We start from the raw sequence: 15,209 nt of genomic DNA on the forward strand, positions 1-15,209 counted from the left end.
CCCCCCGGTTGTCGTCCAGCGACAACCTGGGGGCGATCAGTTCCCCTAACCGGCCAACTTGATTGACGCCAATCGGCCAAGGGGCTTGACGCGGGACAACCAACCGCGGACTGGCGGCCTGCGGCCTGCAGGTGCGCAATGACCTGGATGACTGGCAGCTCACCGAAGTCGGACGCGACTGGGGCCAGCCCCTGCCCACCTGCGCACGGGGCCAACGCGGCCAGCAAATCCTCTGGGATGCCGCAGTGATGGCGGTGCTGCGGGAGGCGTTGCCATGACGTTGCCGTCACCACAGGCAGCTGGGGCCTCACCCCACCACGCCTGGCCCAGTTCACCGAAGCTTTCATTCCCATGAAGACGCACACCCTGGTGTCCCGTTCCTGGAACGGCACCCCGATCGCACGGCGCAGCACCGATGGCTACGTCAACGCCACGGCCATGTGCAAGGCCAATGGCAAGCGCTGGAAGGACTACCGCGAGTCAGACCGGTGCCAGCTGTATCTGGACGCCCTGGAGAGCGTGGCCGGAATTTCCGTCCACGCCCTTGTTGAGTCCCGCTCCGGCGGTGCCGGTGGCGGCGGCACCTGGGTCCATCCCCAGGTCGCGGTCGACCTGGCCCGCTGGATCAGCGCACCGTTTGCGGTGTGGATGGACGGCTGGTTTCTGGAGAGCCTCCAGCAGGCTCAGCCGGCGCCGGTGATGACGCCCCCACCCAGGCTCAGGGAAGCCGAGGTGATCGCCTTGGTGGAGCAGAGCGTCGCCCTGTTCGAGAAGCTCGGCGGCCTCGATCAGCGGGACGAGCTCCTGTTCAAGGACATCGTGCGCAGCAGCGTTCTCACCGCGAGTTCAGGGGGTGTGCCCGCCATCAATGCAGACGATGAGCTGACCCTGGGCGATGCCTGGCTGGAGGTGTTCCAGCAGGTGCTGCCGCGCACAAAGTTCTGCTCAGCAGGCAAGCTCGTAGCCCAGGCCTACCGCCAGGAGTTCGGCAAGGAGCCGCCATGCCGCCAGCAGTTCGTCGATGGCGCTCCCCGTCAAGTGAAGAGCTACCGCCGTTCCTGGCTCCTCGACACGCTGAAGGGATTCAAAGCACAGCTGGCGGGGAGCTGATGGACAGCACCGCAACACCGGCCCGTCAGCGGGTCTGGATGAGCACCCCAGAAGCGTGTGCATCCCTGGGCATGAGCCGTGAAACCCTCCGCAAGCTGAGGCTGCGGGGGGTTCTGGTTCCTGGCAAGCACTACCGCCGCTGGGGATGCACTCAAGGCCGAGGCCCGTTGCAGTGGCATCTGGAGAACGTGGAGTCAACCATCACCGGCTGGAGCCGGCGGAATCTGCCCCAATAGGGGAGGGCGCTGCTCACATGGGTGAGCAAATCCCAGATGAATTTCGATTCAGCGCTCTGCGTTGAGCGACCTCACGACTGAAGGACCTGGCTAGTTGGCGTTGCTCGCGGAGCCAGAGGGTTGTGCCCTGTTGCAGGACATCCACGTGGGCAGAACCCAACCGCTCGTATCGGCCTTTGCCGTGGCCAGAGTCAGCTGAATCTGGAGCTGAGCTTCCCACTGCCGCCAGAGGCTGCTTCTCCGGATTCCTCGTGCAAACGTTCCGGAGCACTGGGCGAGAAGCCCTGCCACGAAAGGCCTGGCACCGGATATGCACGACACCACCATTGGCTGGCGCGAGGCTCAACGACTGGTCGACTTGGCCACTGCCGCGGCCATGCTCACAAGCAGAGCGAAGCCAAGGGCTGGAACCAAGGCCGGCCAGACCAGGAAAGGAGTTTCATTGAACGGGAGGCGTGCAAACCGGTGATTTGCTCACCTGTTTGCTCACATGGCCCTTGGTCGATCGGTGAAAAGTCAGTCGGGGCGACAGGATTCGAACCTGCGACCTAGTGCTCCCAAAGCACCCGCGCTACCAAGCTGCGCCACGCCCCGTTGCTGGGAGCTTAGGGGGGCGGCGTGCGCCAGGCGACAGCGGTGGAGCCGATGCGGCAGGGCTCAACCACCGCCCAAAAAACGGAACGCATCCCAGAGGCTGCCCCCAGGGGCAGGGCGCGCCACGTCCCGATCAAGAAACCACAGGCCACCAGCCAGGACATTGAGAACCAGCACCAGCAACCACACACGCCAGCCCTCGAGCAGCTTCACACCAAAACCTGAGCCATTCCTCTCCATCATCCCGGACAAGCCAACGGTGCTTGACGGTGATAGCCAAAGCTGCTAGTACAGGTGTACCGATTGCAGGCGCCATGACCATCTCCTCTCCCTACGCCGTGTTCAGAGCTAATCCATGGCTGCGCACGGAGCCCGATCTGCCGCCCAAGCCCGCTGCCTCGCGGCGCCGGGTCGCAAAGGCCTTAGCGCCAATCAAGGCTCCTGCCGCCTGGGCAACGCTGATCCAGGGGAACCTGTTTGATCAGCTGCCCCCGCTCCGAGGGGCAGACAACCCTCCACTCCCTGGCTAGTGTTGAAACCGACACACGGAGGTTTCAACCATGGCGATGGACTCCGGCAATGGTTTCTCCACTCGGGCCGGCGACTCCACGGACATCGGCCGATCCGTCATGAAGTGGGGGCGGGATGGGGAACTTTCAGCGCTCGACCTGCAATCGATCCTCGAGCGCCTCAGGGCCGTCGACGACCAGGCCGCCAGCCTGATGGACTGTCCCCTCGATCTGCCTGGTTGAGCAACATCCGCCTTTCTGGAATCAGGCGCTGAGGGCGATGGCGTCGATCTCCACCCGGGCGCCCTTCGGCAACGCTGCCACCTCGACGCACGCCCTGGCCGGGGACACCCCATCGCCGAACATCTCCGCATAAATCGCATTCACCCGTGCGAAATCGCCCAGATCGGCCAGAAACACCGTGGTGCGCAGCACCTGCTGGGGGCTACTGCCGCCGGCTTCCAGCACGGCCTTGAGGTTGGTGAGCACCTGGCGGGTTTCAGCCTCCACGTCACCACCGCCCACCATGCCCCCAGTGGCTGGATCCAGGGCGATCTGGCCGGAGCAATACAGCACACCGCTGGCTTTCACGGCTTGGTTGTAAGGGCCCACGGGCGCCGGGGCTTCGGCGGTGATCACGGCTTCCAGCTGCATCGATGGGCTCATGCCAGGTCAGGATGAAGGGAGAGCTTATGGCCCTTGCTGGCCCTGCGCCGATCGCCAGCCCCCTCACCGAGCTGATCCCTGCTGAGTTGCCGCTGCGTGAGCACGTGCAACTCAAAGACATCTGGCACCGCTACGCCAACGCCGCCCCCGACGAGTGGACCCTCCAGGGAATCGATCTGGCCCTGGGCCAGGGGGAGCTGGTGGGCCTGCTAGGCCCGTCGGGCTGCGGCAAGACCACCCTGCTGCGGCTGATCGCCGGCTTTGAGCGGCCCGAGCGCGGCTCGGTGTCGATCGATGGCCGCACCGTCGCCGGAGCTGGCCGCTGGCTGCCACCCGAGCGCCGCGGCGTTGGCATGGTGTTTCAGGACTACGCCCTGTTCCCCCACCTCGATGCCTGGCGCAATGCCTGCTTCGGGCTGCGGCGCGGCCAGGACAGCAGCCGGGCCAGCTGGTTGCTGGAGTTGCTCGGGCTCAAGGGGCTTGAAAGCCGCTATCCCCACGAACTCTCCGGCGGCCAACGCCAGCGCCTCGCCCTGGCCCGCGCCCTGGCTCCAGGGCCGTCGGTGGTGCTGCTCGATGAACCCTTCTCCAACCTCGATGTGGAGGTGCGGCTGCGCCTGCGCAGCGAACTACCCGCCGTGCTCTCCCGCTGTGGCGCCAGCGGTCTGATCGTCACCCACGACCCAGAAGAGGCGTTGGCGATCTGCGATCGGGTGGCGGTGCTGCGCGATGGGGTACTGCACCAGTGCGCCAGTCCACGGCAGCTGGTGCAGCAGCCCGCCACGGCCTTCGTGGGACGGTTCGTGCTCCAAGGCAACCTGCTGCCAGCCGAGCGCCAGGGCGATCGCCTCCACACAGTCCTCGGCTGCCTGATCGCCAGCCCAGGCGAAGCGAGCCTGGCGACGGGCACGACACAGCAAGCCCAGGAGCCGCTGGAGGTGCTGATCAGCCCCGAGGCCATCCAGCTCCGCCCCGACCCCGACGGCCAGGCCTGGGTGCAGGGGCGTGAGTTTCTGGGCCGGGAATGGCTCTATCAAGTACAGCTCGATCACCTGAGGCTGCGGCTGCGGCTGCCCCTCGACGCCGAATACAACCGCGGGGTGCGCTGCCAGCTGTCCTTACGGCCCGGGGCCCCAGGGGTGCTCTTCCCGACCCGCGTGCCGCTGCAGGTGCTGGCCGCCCCCCAGCCCTGACCCGCCCCTAGGCCGCCCAGTGGTCCTTGCTGCTGCGCAGGACAGCCAACTGCTCAGCGCTGCCGGCACGCAGAAACAGGTTGGTGGCGCGCTCCAGCCCCACCGTGCTGGGGATGGTGGGCTCCCCCTGAGCCCGGGCTGTCAACACCTCCGCAAGCCGCTGCTGGATCGCCGCAGCGCAGGGATCGCCGGGCGCCACGGTGGCGGCGGCCCAACGCAGGTTGGAGGTGGTGTACTCGTGGGCGCACCACACCCGGGTGGCCTCGGGCAGCTGGCCGAGGCGCTGCAGCGAGGCCTGCATCTGGGCCGGGCTGCCTTCGAACAACCGCCCGCAGCCTGCGGCAAACAGAGTGTCGCCACAGAACAGATGCCCCGAAATGGGCAAGTAGTAGGCGATATGGGCGCGGGTGTGCCCCGGCACGGCCAGCACCTCCACCGTCTCACCCAACAGGTCAAACCGGTCGCCATCCACCAACCCCTGGGTCTGGAGCGGGATGCGAGCCTGGTCGTCGCGGCTGGCCAGCACCGCCGCACCGGGCCAGCGGGCCAGCAGCCCCGGCGTGCCGCCAATGTGATCGCTGTGGTGGTGGGTGTGCAGGATCGCCACCAACTTCAGCCCCTGCTGCTCCAAGGCGGCCAACACAGGCTCAGCCACGGCGGGATCCACCACGGCGGCCTGGCCCTGGCGCTGCAACACAAACACGTAGTTGTCGTGCAGCACCGGGATCAGGCCGACGCGGAGTTGGGGCATCGTTAAAGTCCAGCCTGTGGCGTTCCCCCATGATCACCGCTGCAGCCCAGGCATGATCACCGTTGCCCTGGCCAAAGGCGCCCTGCTGAAGGATTCGGTGGCCCGCTTTGCCGCCGCCGGCTTGGATTTCTCGGCCCTGCTCGAGCCTGGCAACCGCCAACTGATGGTGCCCAGTGCCTGCGGGCAGGCCCGGGCGCTGCTGGTGCGCAATGCCGATGTGCCCGTGTATGTGGCCTACGGCCAGGCCCAGCTGGGCGTGGTGGGCTACGACGTGATCCGTGAGCACCAGCTGCCGGTTGCCCAGCTGCTGGATCTGGGCTTCGGCGGCTGCCGCATGAGTGTGGCGGTGAAGGCCAGCAGCGGCTATCGCCGCGCCGCCGATCTGCCCGCCCATTGCCGCGTCGCCAGCAAGTTCACCGGCTGCGCCCAGGCCTTCTTCGATGCCCTCGATCTGCCAGTGGAGCTGATCCACCTAGCCGGATCGGTGGAGCTCGGCCCGATCACTGGCATGAGTGAGGCGATCGTCGACCTGGTGGCCACCGGCCGCACCTTGGAGGAAAACGGCCTGGTGGCGATTGAAGATCTGTTCCACAGCACCGCCCGGCTGGTGGGTCACCCCCTGGCCCTCCGGCTCGACGACGGCCCACTCCAGGGGATCATCGATCGGCTCGGACTGGTGGCCGCAGCACCCCAGGGCCGCTGATGGCGCGCCTCGACCGCCAGCGCCTGCTGCGCCTGCTGCCCTACCTGAGCCTGGACCGCCGACGCCTGGGCCTCACCCTGCTGCTGCTGATTCCGGTGGCCTTCGCCGCCGCCGTGCAGCCCCTGCTGGTGGGCCAGGCGATCGCCGTGCTGCGGCGCGAGCCCACCCTCGGCTGGCTCGACGGCCTGCCGGTGCCCGAGGCCATGAGGCTGCTGGTGCTGCTGCTGCTGCTGGCGGTGCTGCTGCGCCTGGGCCTGCAGGGCATCCAGACCTTCAACGTTCAGGCCGTCGGCCAGCGGCTCACCGCCCGGATCCGCAACGACCTGTTCGCCCACGCCATGGCGCTGTCGTTGCGGTTCCACGACCGCACCCCTGTGGGCAAGTTGCTCACCCGGCTCACCAGCGACGTCGATGCCCTGGCCGAGGTGTTCGGCAGCGGCGCCGTGGGCGTGCTCGCCGACCTGGTGACCCTGCTGGTGATCGCCGTCACGATGATCTCGATCGAGTGGCGCCTGGGCCTGTTGCTGCTCGTGAGCCAGGTGCCGGTGGTGCTGGGCATCCTCTGGCTGCAGGGGCGCTACCGCAAGGCCAACTACCGCGTGCGCGAGGAGCTCAGCCAGCTCAACGCCGATCTGCAGGAAAACCTCCAGGGCCTCGAGGTGGTGCAGATGTTCCGGCGGGAGGCCACCAACAGCGCCCGCTTTGCCCAGGTCACGGCCGCCTACCGCGAAGCAGTCGGCGGCACGATCCTCTACGACAGCGCCATCTCGGCCTTCATCGAATGGGTGGCCCTCAGCGCCGTCGCGGTGGTGCTGGCCCTGGGCGGCTGGATGGTGCTGGGCAGCGCCATGGGCCTGGGCACGCTCACCACCTTCATCCTCTATTCCCAGCGCCTGTTCGACCCTCTGCGCCAGCTGGCCGAGCGCTTCACCCAGATCCAAGGCGGGCTCACCGCTGTGGAACGCATCGGCGAATTGCTCGATCAGCCGATCGAGATTGCCGAGCTTCCCTCGGCTCAACGCACGGCGGCGGCGATTGCCAGCGGCAGCCAGCGTGCCAGTGCCGGCGAGGTGATCTTCGAGAACGTGTCGTTCTCCTACCGCGACGACGACCCGATCCTCACCGACCTTTCGTTCCGCATTGCCCCTGGGGAGCACGTGGCCCTGGTGGGCCCCACCGGCTCCGGCAAAACCACCGTGATCCGTCTGCTCTGCCGGCTTTATGAGCCCCAGCGCGGGCGCATCCTGCTCGATGGCATCGATATCCGGCAGCTGCCCATCCCCACCCTGCGCCAGCGCCTCGGGGTGGTGTTGCAAGACACCTTCCTGTTCAGCGGCAACGTGGCCGACAATCTGCGCCTTGATGCCCAGATCAGCAGCGACGAACTGCAACGGATCTGCGGCGAGCTGGGCCTCCAGCCCCTGCTGCGGCGCCTGCCCGACGGCCTGGCCACGGCGTTGCGCGAACGGGGCGGCAACCTCTCCTCGGGCGAGCGCCAGCTGCTCTCCGTGGCGAGGGTGGCGATCCGGGATCCATCCGTGCTGGTGATGGACGAGGCCACCGCCTTCATGGATCCCTCCACCGAGGCGACCCTGCAGCGCGATCTGGCGCGACTGCTCCAGCAGCGCACCGCCATTGTCATCGCCCACCGCCTGGCCACGGTGGAAACCTCCGACAGCATCCTGGTGCTGCGCAAGGGCCACCTGATCGAGCAGGGCACCCACGCCGAACTGCAGCGGGCGGGCGGTCTCTATGCCCAGCTGGCCGACCTGCAGGAGCGAGGGCTGGCGGCCCTCTAACTCAACCAAGCCAATCCTGCAGCCAGTCGCCGATCGTGCCTGCGAGCTGCTCGGGCATCTGGAGCATCGGCAGATGCCCCGCTCCGGCCAGCTCCACAAACTGGTGCTGGTTGGCATAGCCGGCCAGATGGCGCACATAACGCGGCGCCATCACCTGATCGCGGCTTCCGGCAATCCAGAGGCTGGGCACCTGCAGTTGGGCGGTGAGCTGGGGGATCTGACGCACGGCGCCGCGGTTTGTGCTGCAGGCCAGCAGCCCCTGGGCGGCACGGCGCTCGGCCAGCAGCGGGCTGCGCAGGGGGTCAGTGCCGGGCAGCTCGGCCAGCCAGCTGGGGCGCCAGCGCAGAAACAGGGCACCGCCGCGTCGCACCTGGGCAAAAGCCCGCGGTTGGTAGACGCCACCCCCGGCGGCGATCTGCACCAGGCCCACCAGCTGCGGCCCCAGATGGGGCGCGGCGTGCAAGGCGACGCTGCCCCCCAGGGAATGGCCCAGCAACACGATCGGGCGCTCGCCGGCCTGCTCCCGGGCCGCCTGGGCCAGCCAGCGGCCGTAGCTGGCCAGATTGGCGTGCAGCCTCAGCGGCCGAGGCCGTTGGCCAAAGCCGGGCAGATCGGGGGCCCAGAGCTCCCAGCTCGGCGCCAGCTCGGCGGCCAGCGGCCGCCAGAGCCGCCCGGCCAGCAACCAGCCATGCAGGGCCACCAGCAACGGACGTGAGACATCGTGCTCCAGAAGATCGACGTGCTCCAGAAGATCGACGATCGGGGGCACCAGGCTGGCCCGGCGAGCGCCCCCTGGGCGGCCATCGGGCAGGATCGTTCCATTGCGTTGCACCCGCCCGTCGTGGCCTCGGCCGAGCTCCTCACCAGCCTCTACGGGGAGCAGCACCGGCTCTGCCCCACGCCCAATCCCCAGCTCAGCCTGGTGCTCAGCTGCGATCGCGAGATCGACCTGATCGAGCTGGAGCAGCTCTGTGACGCGGTGGGCTGGAGCCGCCGCCCCCTGCGGCGGGTGCGCAAGGCGCTGCAACACAGCCTGCTGCGGGTGGGCCTGTGGCGTCACGACCCACGCCTTCCCAAGCTGGTGGGCTTCGCCCGCTGCACCGGCGATGGCGTGGTGGAAGCCACGGTCTGGGATGTGGCAGTGCACCCCCTCTACCAGGGGGCCGGGCTGGGCAAGCAGCTGATGGTCTACGTGCTCGACCAGCTGCAAACGATGGAGGTGGATCGGGTCAGCCTGTTCGCCGACCCCGACGTGGTGGACTTCTACGCCGCCCAGGGCTGGGAGCTCGAACCGCTGCAACGGCGCTGCGCCTTCTGGTACGCCCGCTAACCCCGCCGCCGCTCCCGCACTGCGCTGCCGTAGTAGCGGGCCGCCAAGGCTTCGGGCGGAATGCCCCGCCGCCAGGAGCGCCGCAGCTGGGCATTGGCCAGCGCCGTTTGCCACACCCCGAGCGCCTGCCAGCGGCGCCCATCCACCTGCAGCCGGGCCCCCAGCGGCCGCAGCTGGCTGAAGTGCCGCAGGCGCAGCACCAGCTCCAGATCCTCCATCAACGGGATCAGCGCCACCCCCCCGGCCCGCGCCAGCAGGCGACGCGGCACCAGCAGACCCTGATCGCCATAGGGCAGTTGGCGCCAGCGGCTGCGCAGGGCCACGGCCAGCTCCACCAGTCGCAGGGCGGGCTGGGCAGCGGCGATGGCCAGATCGAAATACCAGGCGGCGTCTGGCAGGCCCAGGGCCACCCTCACCGCCCGATCCCAGCCCGGCTCAAACCGGGCATCGGCATGCAGCAACAACAGCCAGGGGGATTCGGTGCTCGCCACACCCAGGGCCAACTGCCGGCCCCGGCCAGGGGAGCTGGCTTGCACCGCCGCCCCCGCAAGCGCGGCGACCCGGGCGGTGGCGTCGTCGCTGGCGCCGTCCACCACCAGGATCTCCCCCACCAGCTGGGGAGCAGCGGCCAGGTCGGCCAGCAACAGCGGCAACCGTGGCGCCTCGTTGCGCGCGGCGATCACCACCGCAATCGGCGAACCGCTCAGCGCCACGGCCGCAGATCCATCGCCCAATCGAGGTCGCCCCGTGGCGCCAGCAGTGCCGGTTCCAGCCCCAGACGGTCGATCGCCGCCAGCGTCTGCGTGAGCACCCTGGGAGTGCCCCAGGCGATGCCCGCCATCAAGGCGGGCTGCGGCTGGCGCAGCCCGAGCAACCAGTAGCCCCCATCATGAGCCGGGCCGAGCACCGCCGCGCGGCTCTCCAGGGCCGCAAACGCCGCCACCAGGTCATCGCCATCCAACTGGGGCAGATCACTACCGATCACCACCACCTGCCGGGCCCCGGCGCGGAACGCCCGCTGAACCTGGCGCTGCATCCGCAAACCCAGCCCGCCGGGGCCCTGCAGCTGCACGCGATCGGCTCCCAGCTCCACACCCCAGCGGCGAGCGGCCCGCCCCGCCAACCCATCCACCGCGAGCACCAGCTCAAAGCCCAGCCGTCGGCGCCCGCCGCGGGCCACCGCCAGGGTGTGGCTGGTGAGCCGAGACTGGATCCGGGCCGCCGCCGCTGCGCCGAGGGAACCCGCCAGTCGGCGCTTGCAGCGCCCCGGGGCTGGCCAACGGGCCATCACGATCAATTGACTGCCAGCGGGTTGGCCCATCCCCGCCCTCACCCCTGGCGCGGCAGCTCCGCCGGCTTGAGCTGCAGGGTCAGCCGCTCATCGCCACGGCGCAGCGACACAGCTAAAGGCTGGCCCACCCGGCCCTGATCCACCGCCAGCTGCACCTCGGAGGGGTTCTTCACTGCCTTGCCGCCCACCTGATCGATCAGGTCGCAGGGCTTGAGTCCGCCTTTGGCCGCCGGGCTGCCGGGAATCACCTCCACCACCACCACGCCATTCACCTCCGGCAGGCGGCACTCATCGGTGCTGGCGTTGATCTCCCGGGCGAGCTGGGGCGTCAGGGCCTGCAGCCGCACGCCGATGTAGGGGTGGCTGGCGGAGCCCTTCTCCAGGATCTGTGCCGCAATCTGGCGCGCCACATTGATCGGGATCGCGAAGCTCAGGCCCGCCCCAGGTGCCTGGCGAATCGCCGTGTTGATGCCGATCACCTGACCACGGTCGTTGATCAGGGGTCCGCCGCTGTTGCCGGGGTTCACGGCCGCGTCGGTCTGGATGTAGGGCACCCGCTGTCCTTCACCCACCGCATTGGTGCGCTGGATGGCACTGATGATCCCAGCGGTCACGGTGTTGTCGAGGCCGAGGGGGTTGCCGATGGCGATGGCCCACTCGCCAGGCCGCACCTTGGCGGAATCGCCCAGGGGAGCCACCGGCAGCTTGGAGGCCACCACCTTCACCACGGCCACATCGGTGAGGGGATCAGTGCCCAGCACCTTGCCATTGAAGCTGCGGCCATCGGGCAGGGTCACCGTCACCTCACTGGCCCCCTCCACCACGTGGGCATTGGTGAGCAGCACCCCGTCGGAGCGGGTGATGAAGCCCGAGCCCTGACCCTGCTGCTGCTGGATGGTGGGCCCGCGGCCGAACAGCCCACCCAGGGGGTTCACCAGGCGCTTGACGGTGTCGATCCGCACCACCGCCGGCCCCACCTTGGCCACCGCATCCACGATCAAGGTGTTGCCCTGCTGCAGCGGCGGCGTGGGAGCCGCATCACTGATCGGCGTCTGGGCACCAGGGCGGCCCGGCAGACCAGGCAGACCCTGGCTGCAACCCACCAGCAGCAGCGCAACGGGAGCAATCAGCGCAGCTCGGCACGGGGGGGAAAGGCGCGGCATGGGGGCGGCGTGGGGCCAGGTCGGAATCCGTTTCATTAAAGACGGCTCGGCCGCCACACCACGCGTAGATTCAGCACCCACGAAACGGCGCGGTCGGTGCAGCAGGGAGACGAGCTGTGGCACCAGGTTCAGCAGGCGCTCCAGGCCAACCTCAGCAAACCCACCTTCGAGACCTGGATCCGCCCGGCCCGCTGCGAGGGCTTCAGTGCCAACCAGCTCCAGCTCGAAGCGCCCAACAGCTTTGCCTGCGGCTGGCTGCGCAAGAACTATCTCGGCACGATCGAGGCCGTCGCCAGTGAAATCGCCGGCCGGCCGGTGCAGGTGCTGGTCAGCGCCGCCAGCGGCGATGACGTCATCGCCGCTGGCGGCAATGGAACCCATGGGTCGACCGCCCCCGTGATCCCCGCCGGGCCATCCGCCACGCCCCGCGCCACCGGCGAAACGCCCCGCAAGCTGGCACCAGGCCTCAACCCTCGCTATGTGTTCAACCGCTTCGTGGTGGGACCCAACAGCCGCATGTCCCACGCCGCCGCCCTGGCGGTAGCCGAGGCCCCCGGCCGGGAGTTCAACCCCCTGTTTCTTTGCGGTGGGGTAGGGCTGGGCAAGACCCACCTGATGCAGGCGATCGGCCACTACCGCCTGGAGATCAATCCCGAGGCGCGAGTGTTCTACGTGAGCACCGAAACCTTCACCAACGATCTGATCCAGGCGATCCGCAAGGACGGCATGCAGGCCTTCCGCGACCGCTACCGGGCCGCCGATCTGATCCTGGTCGACGACATCCAGTTCATCGAAGGCAAGGAATACACCCAGGAGGAGTTCTTCCACACCTTCAACGCCCTGCACGAGGCGGGGCGCCAGATCGTGATCGCCTCCGACCGGCCCCCGTCCCAGATCCCCCGGCTGCAGGAGCGGCTAATCTCCCGCTTCTCGATGGGGCTGATCGCCGACATCCAGGCCCCGGACCTGGAAACCCGCATGGCGATCCTGCACAAGAAGGCCGAGCAGGAGCAGATGGTTCTGCCCCACGACCTGATCCAGTTCATCGCCGGCCGCTTCACCTCCAACATCCGCGAACTCGAAGGCGCTCTCACCCGCGCCGTGGCCTTCGCCTCGATCACCGGTCTGCCAATGACGGTGGAATCGGTGGCGCCGATGCTCGATCCTGCCGGCGGCGATGTGGAAGTAAAACCGAGCCAGGTGATGGAGAAGGTGGCCGAGGTGTTTGGCGTGGGCGTCGAGGAGATGCGCAGTGCCAGCCGCAAGCGGGCCGTGAGCCAGGCCCGTCAGGTGGGGATGTACCTGATGCGTCAGAGCACCAACCTCAGCTTGCCGCGCATCGGCGAAGCCTTCGGCGGCAAGGATCACTCCACAGTGATGTACGCCGTGGAGCAGATCGACCGCAAACTCAACAGCGACCCAGCCCTTTCCCGCCAAGTGCAGCAGGTGCGCGACCTGCTGCAAATTGATTCCCGCAAGCGGCGTTAGTCGGGCCTTAGGTGAGCGGCCGGGCAGGATCAAGCCCTTCCACTTCACCGGCAAACACGCGGCTGGCGGTGATGTCTTCGGCCTCAATCGTCATCAGATCGAGCTTGGTGAGCGGCGTGCCCATGCGGCTGAACAGCCGATTGGCCTGGCGCATCCGAGCCCGGTCGATGGCATTACGAATGGAGCGGGCGTTGGCAAAAAACGGCAACTGCATGCGCCGCTGGATGTAGTCAGCAAAGGCAGCTGCCGCCTCCTCACTGAACCGATAATTTTCAGCGGCAAGAATCAACTGGGCGATGGCCAACAGTTCAGCGGCGCTGTAGTCGGGAAAATCGATGTGGTTGGCCACCCGCGAGGAAAGGCCAGGATTGGATTGGTAGAACACATCCATCCGCTCCTTGTAGCCTGCAAAGATCACGACCAGATCGTCGCGATTGCTCTCCATCACCTGCAGCAGGATTTCGATCGCCTCGGCGCCATAGTCACGCTCATTTTCAGGGCGATAGAGATAGTAAGCCTCATCAATGAACAGCACCCCACCCATCGCCTTTTTGAGCATCTCACGAGTCTTGGGAGCGGTGTGGCCGATGTACTGACCCACCAGGTCGTCGCGGGTGGCGGTCACCACGTGGCCTTTGCGCACGTAGCCCAGCCCATGCAGGATCTTGCTCATCCGCGCGGCCACGGTGGTTTTGCCCGTGCCCGGCCGTCCCGTGAACGACATGTGCAGGCTGGGCGGGGTGGTCTCCAGCCCCACCTGGTGGCGGGCCCGATCCACCACCAGCAGGGCGGCGATCTCGCGGATGCGGGCCTTGACGGGCCGCAGACCGATCAATTCCCGATCGAGCTGATCGAGCATCTCCTGAATCCCGGCACTCTCGTAGGCCAACTGCAGGTCGATGGCGGTGTCGTCCGAGACTGTCGGAGCGGCAATCGGGCTGTCGGGATCAGATCCCATAAGGGGTTCAGGCGATCAGGGCATCGATGGCGGCGCTGAAGGACCACTCGGGCGCTCCGATCAGGCTGCCTTCGGCCTCCGCCCGCACTGTGAGATTGACGTAGGTGCGCCCGAAGCTGATATCCGGGAAGCGTTGCTGCGCCTCGCAGAGGGCATTGAGCCGCTCCAGAAAATCCCTGGTGCTGGCGTAATCCTCGAATTCCAGGCGCCGCTCCAGCCGCTCAGGCTGCTCGGACTTGGGACGTGCAATCCAGGCTTGATCCATGCCTTCGACGCTACGCCTCCAAGCAATCCGTGCGGGCAATACCCAGGCGCTGGGCCCAGGCGCCTGCATAGGCCTGATTGGCCGCCCGGGCCTCTGGATCGCTGCTGTCGAGCGGATGGGGCATGGTGCCATTGATGGCCGCGTTGGTGACACAGAACATCGATTTCTGAAAGCTCATGCAGATCTTCACGCGCACGTCGCCTTCGCCGCGCGTGCGCTCCAGGTACCACTGGTGCAACCGCTCCGGCAGGTGGCGGTACATGTCCTGCATTAGCAGGCTGGGCGGAATGCCGGAGCCCATGCTCGGCAGCGGATCGGCGTAGAGCGCCCCATAGGTGAACTGAGCCTGGTCGGGCGAGATCTGCTGAGCCTGGGCGTTGAAGCTCACCGTGCCCAGGAAGGGCATGCCTCGCAGAAACACCGCTTCCACATAGGGCACCGCCACATCCACCAGGAAGGTGAGTTCCGCTTCCGGCGGAAGCACCCAGTAGCTCTGGCCGCCGACCTCCACTCCGTAGTGAATCGGGTTGGCGGCTGCGGCCACCAGGCCGTTCTTGATGAACTCCACGACATCGGCAATGGTGCACACCCGTCCGTCGGCTTCAGCTGCGGCCAGATCCAGGAACAGATCGCTCATCACCCGCCAGAACTGGCCCAGGGCATGGGTGGTGGCGGCCGAACGGATCAATTCGGGCAGGAAGCCGGGGAACAGCGGGTTGAGGACGGCCAGCAGCGGATCACGCCGGCTCTTGGCCGCAATGATGCGGCGGCAATTGGTTGCAAAAGCCTCGGAATCAAAGTAGGCATCCATGCCACCGGTGGCATGCCAGAACATCGCCTTCTGGCAATACTCCGCATATTCGAAGTTGATGCGGTCGTGGTTGAGATGGCGCCAGATCTTGGCAGGGTTCAGATCCCCATCGAGGTATTTGAAGATCGGAAAAGGGTTGAGAAATTGATGCTCGGCCTGGTAGATCAGGTTGATGCTGTAGGCATCCAGCACCTCGCCATAGCTCTTGAGCACATCCACCACCTCCACCAGGTGATCGGCGCTCTCACCCAGAAGGGTTTCACCGGCCAGCAGGCGGCGCTGCACCTCCTCTCGGTCGATCGAGAGGTTGGCATGCACCAGCTCGGCGGGAACGATCGGCAT

18 protein-coding genes and 1 tRNA gene are annotated in these 15,209 nt (G+C 67.4%); 9 read left to right on the forward strand and 10 right to left on the reverse strand.

What is annotated here, in order from left to right:
* The first annotated feature begins 131 nt into the window (after positions 1-131).
* The 3 genes from CJZ78_RS14025 (at position 132) to CJZ78_RS14800 (ending at position 1,346) form a co-directional block, all read left to right on the forward strand.
* Positions 132-278: a hypothetical protein gene (locus CJZ78_RS14025; protein WP_158217037.1), complete on the forward strand. Its 147-nt coding sequence runs from the start codon at positions 132-134 to the stop codon at positions 276-278.
* A gap of 73 nt (positions 279-351) precedes the next feature.
* Positions 352-1,110 carry a KilA-N domain-containing protein gene (locus tag CJZ78_RS05170; RefSeq protein WP_094559848.1) on the forward strand — a complete coding sequence of 253 codons (759 nt, stop codon included), beginning with the start codon at positions 352-354 and terminating at the stop codon, positions 1,108-1,110.
* A 38-nt stretch (positions 1,111-1,148) separates the two neighbouring features.
* Positions 1,149-1,346: a helix-turn-helix domain-containing protein gene (locus CJZ78_RS14800; protein ID WP_369802025.1), complete on the forward strand. Its 198-nt coding sequence runs from the start codon at positions 1,149-1,151 to the stop codon at positions 1,344-1,346.
* 520 nt (positions 1,347-1,866) lie between these two features.
* On the opposite strand, the gene CJZ78_RS05175 is transcribed toward CJZ78_RS14800, so the two are convergent.
* Positions 1,867-1,940, reverse strand: a tRNA-Pro gene (locus tag CJZ78_RS05175).
* 560 nt (positions 1,941-2,500) lie between these two features.
* Here CJZ78_RS05175 and CJZ78_RS05185 point away from each other — a divergent pair.
* Positions 2,501-2,692, forward strand: coding sequence for a hypothetical protein (locus CJZ78_RS05185; RefSeq protein WP_094559850.1), 192 nt, complete (start codon positions 2,501-2,503; stop codon positions 2,690-2,692).
* Positions 2,693-2,713: 21 nt separating this feature from the next.
* Here CJZ78_RS05185 and CJZ78_RS05190 read toward each other — a convergent pair whose 3' ends face one another.
* A complete protein-coding gene (locus tag CJZ78_RS05190) occupies positions 2,714-3,115 on the reverse strand; it encodes a Rid family detoxifying hydrolase (RefSeq protein ID WP_233128516.1) in 402 nt (133 codons plus the stop codon).
* 11 nt (positions 3,116-3,126) lie between these two features.
* Here CJZ78_RS05190 and CJZ78_RS05195 point away from each other — a divergent pair, with 11 nt between their 5' ends.
* The gene (locus tag CJZ78_RS05195) at positions 3,127-4,308 is read left to right on the forward strand and encodes an ABC transporter ATP-binding protein (protein WP_233128517.1); all 1,182 of its coding nucleotides are present in this window, start codon (positions 3,127-3,129) and stop codon (positions 4,306-4,308) included.
* 7 nt (positions 4,309-4,315) lie between these two features.
* On the opposite strand, the gene gloB is transcribed toward CJZ78_RS05195, so the two are convergent.
* Positions 4,316-5,059, reverse strand: a complete 744-nt coding sequence (gene gloB / locus CJZ78_RS05200) for a hydroxyacylglutathione hydrolase (protein WP_094559853.1) — start codon at positions 5,057-5,059, stop codon at positions 4,316-4,318.
* A gap of 52 nt (positions 5,060-5,111) precedes the next feature.
* Between gloB and hisG the strand changes: the two genes are divergently transcribed.
* Both hisG and CJZ78_RS05210 read left to right on the forward strand, forming a co-directional pair.
* Positions 5,112-5,762, forward strand: coding sequence for an ATP phosphoribosyltransferase (gene hisG / locus CJZ78_RS05205; RefSeq protein WP_094559854.1), 651 nt, complete (start codon positions 5,112-5,114; stop codon positions 5,760-5,762).
* Positions 5,762-7,561, forward strand: coding sequence for an ABC transporter ATP-binding protein (locus CJZ78_RS05210; RefSeq protein WP_094559855.1), 1,800 nt, complete (start codon positions 5,762-5,764; stop codon positions 7,559-7,561). The genes hisG and CJZ78_RS05210 overlap by 1 nt, the downstream gene beginning before the upstream one ends.
* A gap of 1 nt (position 7,562) precedes the next feature.
* On the opposite strand, the gene CJZ78_RS05215 is transcribed toward CJZ78_RS05210, so the two are convergent.
* The gene (locus tag CJZ78_RS05215; protein WP_369802019.1) at positions 7,563-8,447 is read right to left on the reverse strand and encodes an alpha/beta fold hydrolase; all 885 of its coding nucleotides are present in this window, start codon (positions 8,445-8,447) and stop codon (positions 7,563-7,565) included.
* Between CJZ78_RS05215 and CJZ78_RS05220 the strand changes: the two genes are divergently transcribed.
* Positions 8,403-8,891 (forward strand): GNAT family N-acetyltransferase, encoded by a 489-nt coding sequence (locus tag CJZ78_RS05220; protein WP_094559856.1) that lies wholly within the window; start codon positions 8,403-8,405, stop codon positions 8,889-8,891. The two genes, CJZ78_RS05215 and CJZ78_RS05220, sit on opposite strands and share 45 nt — an antisense overlap.
* Here the strand turns inward: CJZ78_RS05220 and CJZ78_RS05225 are convergent.
* From CJZ78_RS05225 to CJZ78_RS05235, 3 genes are read right to left on the reverse strand one after another with little or no spacing between them, the layout of a single operon-like run.
* Positions 8,888-9,604, reverse strand: coding sequence for a TIGR04283 family arsenosugar biosynthesis glycosyltransferase (locus CJZ78_RS05225; protein ID WP_369802020.1), 717 nt, complete (start codon positions 9,602-9,604; stop codon positions 8,888-8,890). The genes CJZ78_RS05220 and CJZ78_RS05225 overlap by 4 nt on opposite strands.
* Positions 9,595-10,212: a TIGR04282 family arsenosugar biosynthesis glycosyltransferase gene (locus CJZ78_RS05230; protein WP_094559857.1), complete on the reverse strand. Its 618-nt coding sequence runs from the start codon at positions 10,210-10,212 to the stop codon at positions 9,595-9,597. The genes CJZ78_RS05225 and CJZ78_RS05230 overlap by 10 nt, the downstream gene beginning before the upstream one ends.
* Positions 10,213-10,220: 8 nt before the next feature.
* Complete coding sequence (locus CJZ78_RS05235) at positions 10,221-11,345, reverse strand: trypsin-like peptidase domain-containing protein (protein ID WP_094559966.1); 1,125 nt, start codon at positions 11,343-11,345, stop codon at positions 10,221-10,223.
* Between the two features lie 96 nt (positions 11,346-11,441).
* Between CJZ78_RS05235 and dnaA the strand changes: the two genes are divergently transcribed.
* Entirely contained in the window at positions 11,442-12,833 is a 1,392-nt protein-coding gene (gene dnaA / locus CJZ78_RS05240) for a chromosomal replication initiator protein DnaA (RefSeq protein ID WP_094559858.1), read from the forward strand.
* 7 nt (positions 12,834-12,840) lie between these two features.
* Here dnaA and cbbX read toward each other — a convergent pair whose 3' ends face one another.
* The 3 genes from cbbX to CJZ78_RS05255 are packed head-to-tail and all read right to left on the reverse strand — an operon-like array spanning position 12,841 to position 15,209.
* A complete protein-coding gene (gene cbbX, locus CJZ78_RS05245) occupies positions 12,841-13,791 on the reverse strand; it encodes a CbbX protein (RefSeq protein ID WP_094559859.1) in 951 nt (316 codons plus the stop codon).
* Positions 13,792-13,798: 7 nt separating this feature from the next.
* Positions 13,799-14,056: a 4a-hydroxytetrahydrobiopterin dehydratase gene (locus CJZ78_RS05250; RefSeq protein WP_094559860.1), complete on the reverse strand. Its 258-nt coding sequence runs from the start codon at positions 14,054-14,056 to the stop codon at positions 13,799-13,801.
* Positions 14,057-14,066: 10 nt separating this feature from the next.
* Entirely contained in the window at positions 14,067-15,209 is a 1,143-nt protein-coding gene (locus tag CJZ78_RS05255; RefSeq protein ID WP_094559861.1) for a CO2 hydration protein, read from the reverse strand.

Source organism: Synechococcus sp. 8F6 (genome assembly GCF_002252665.1).
Lineage (GTDB): Bacteria > Cyanobacteriota > Cyanobacteriia > PCC-6307 > Cyanobiaceae > Cyanobium_A.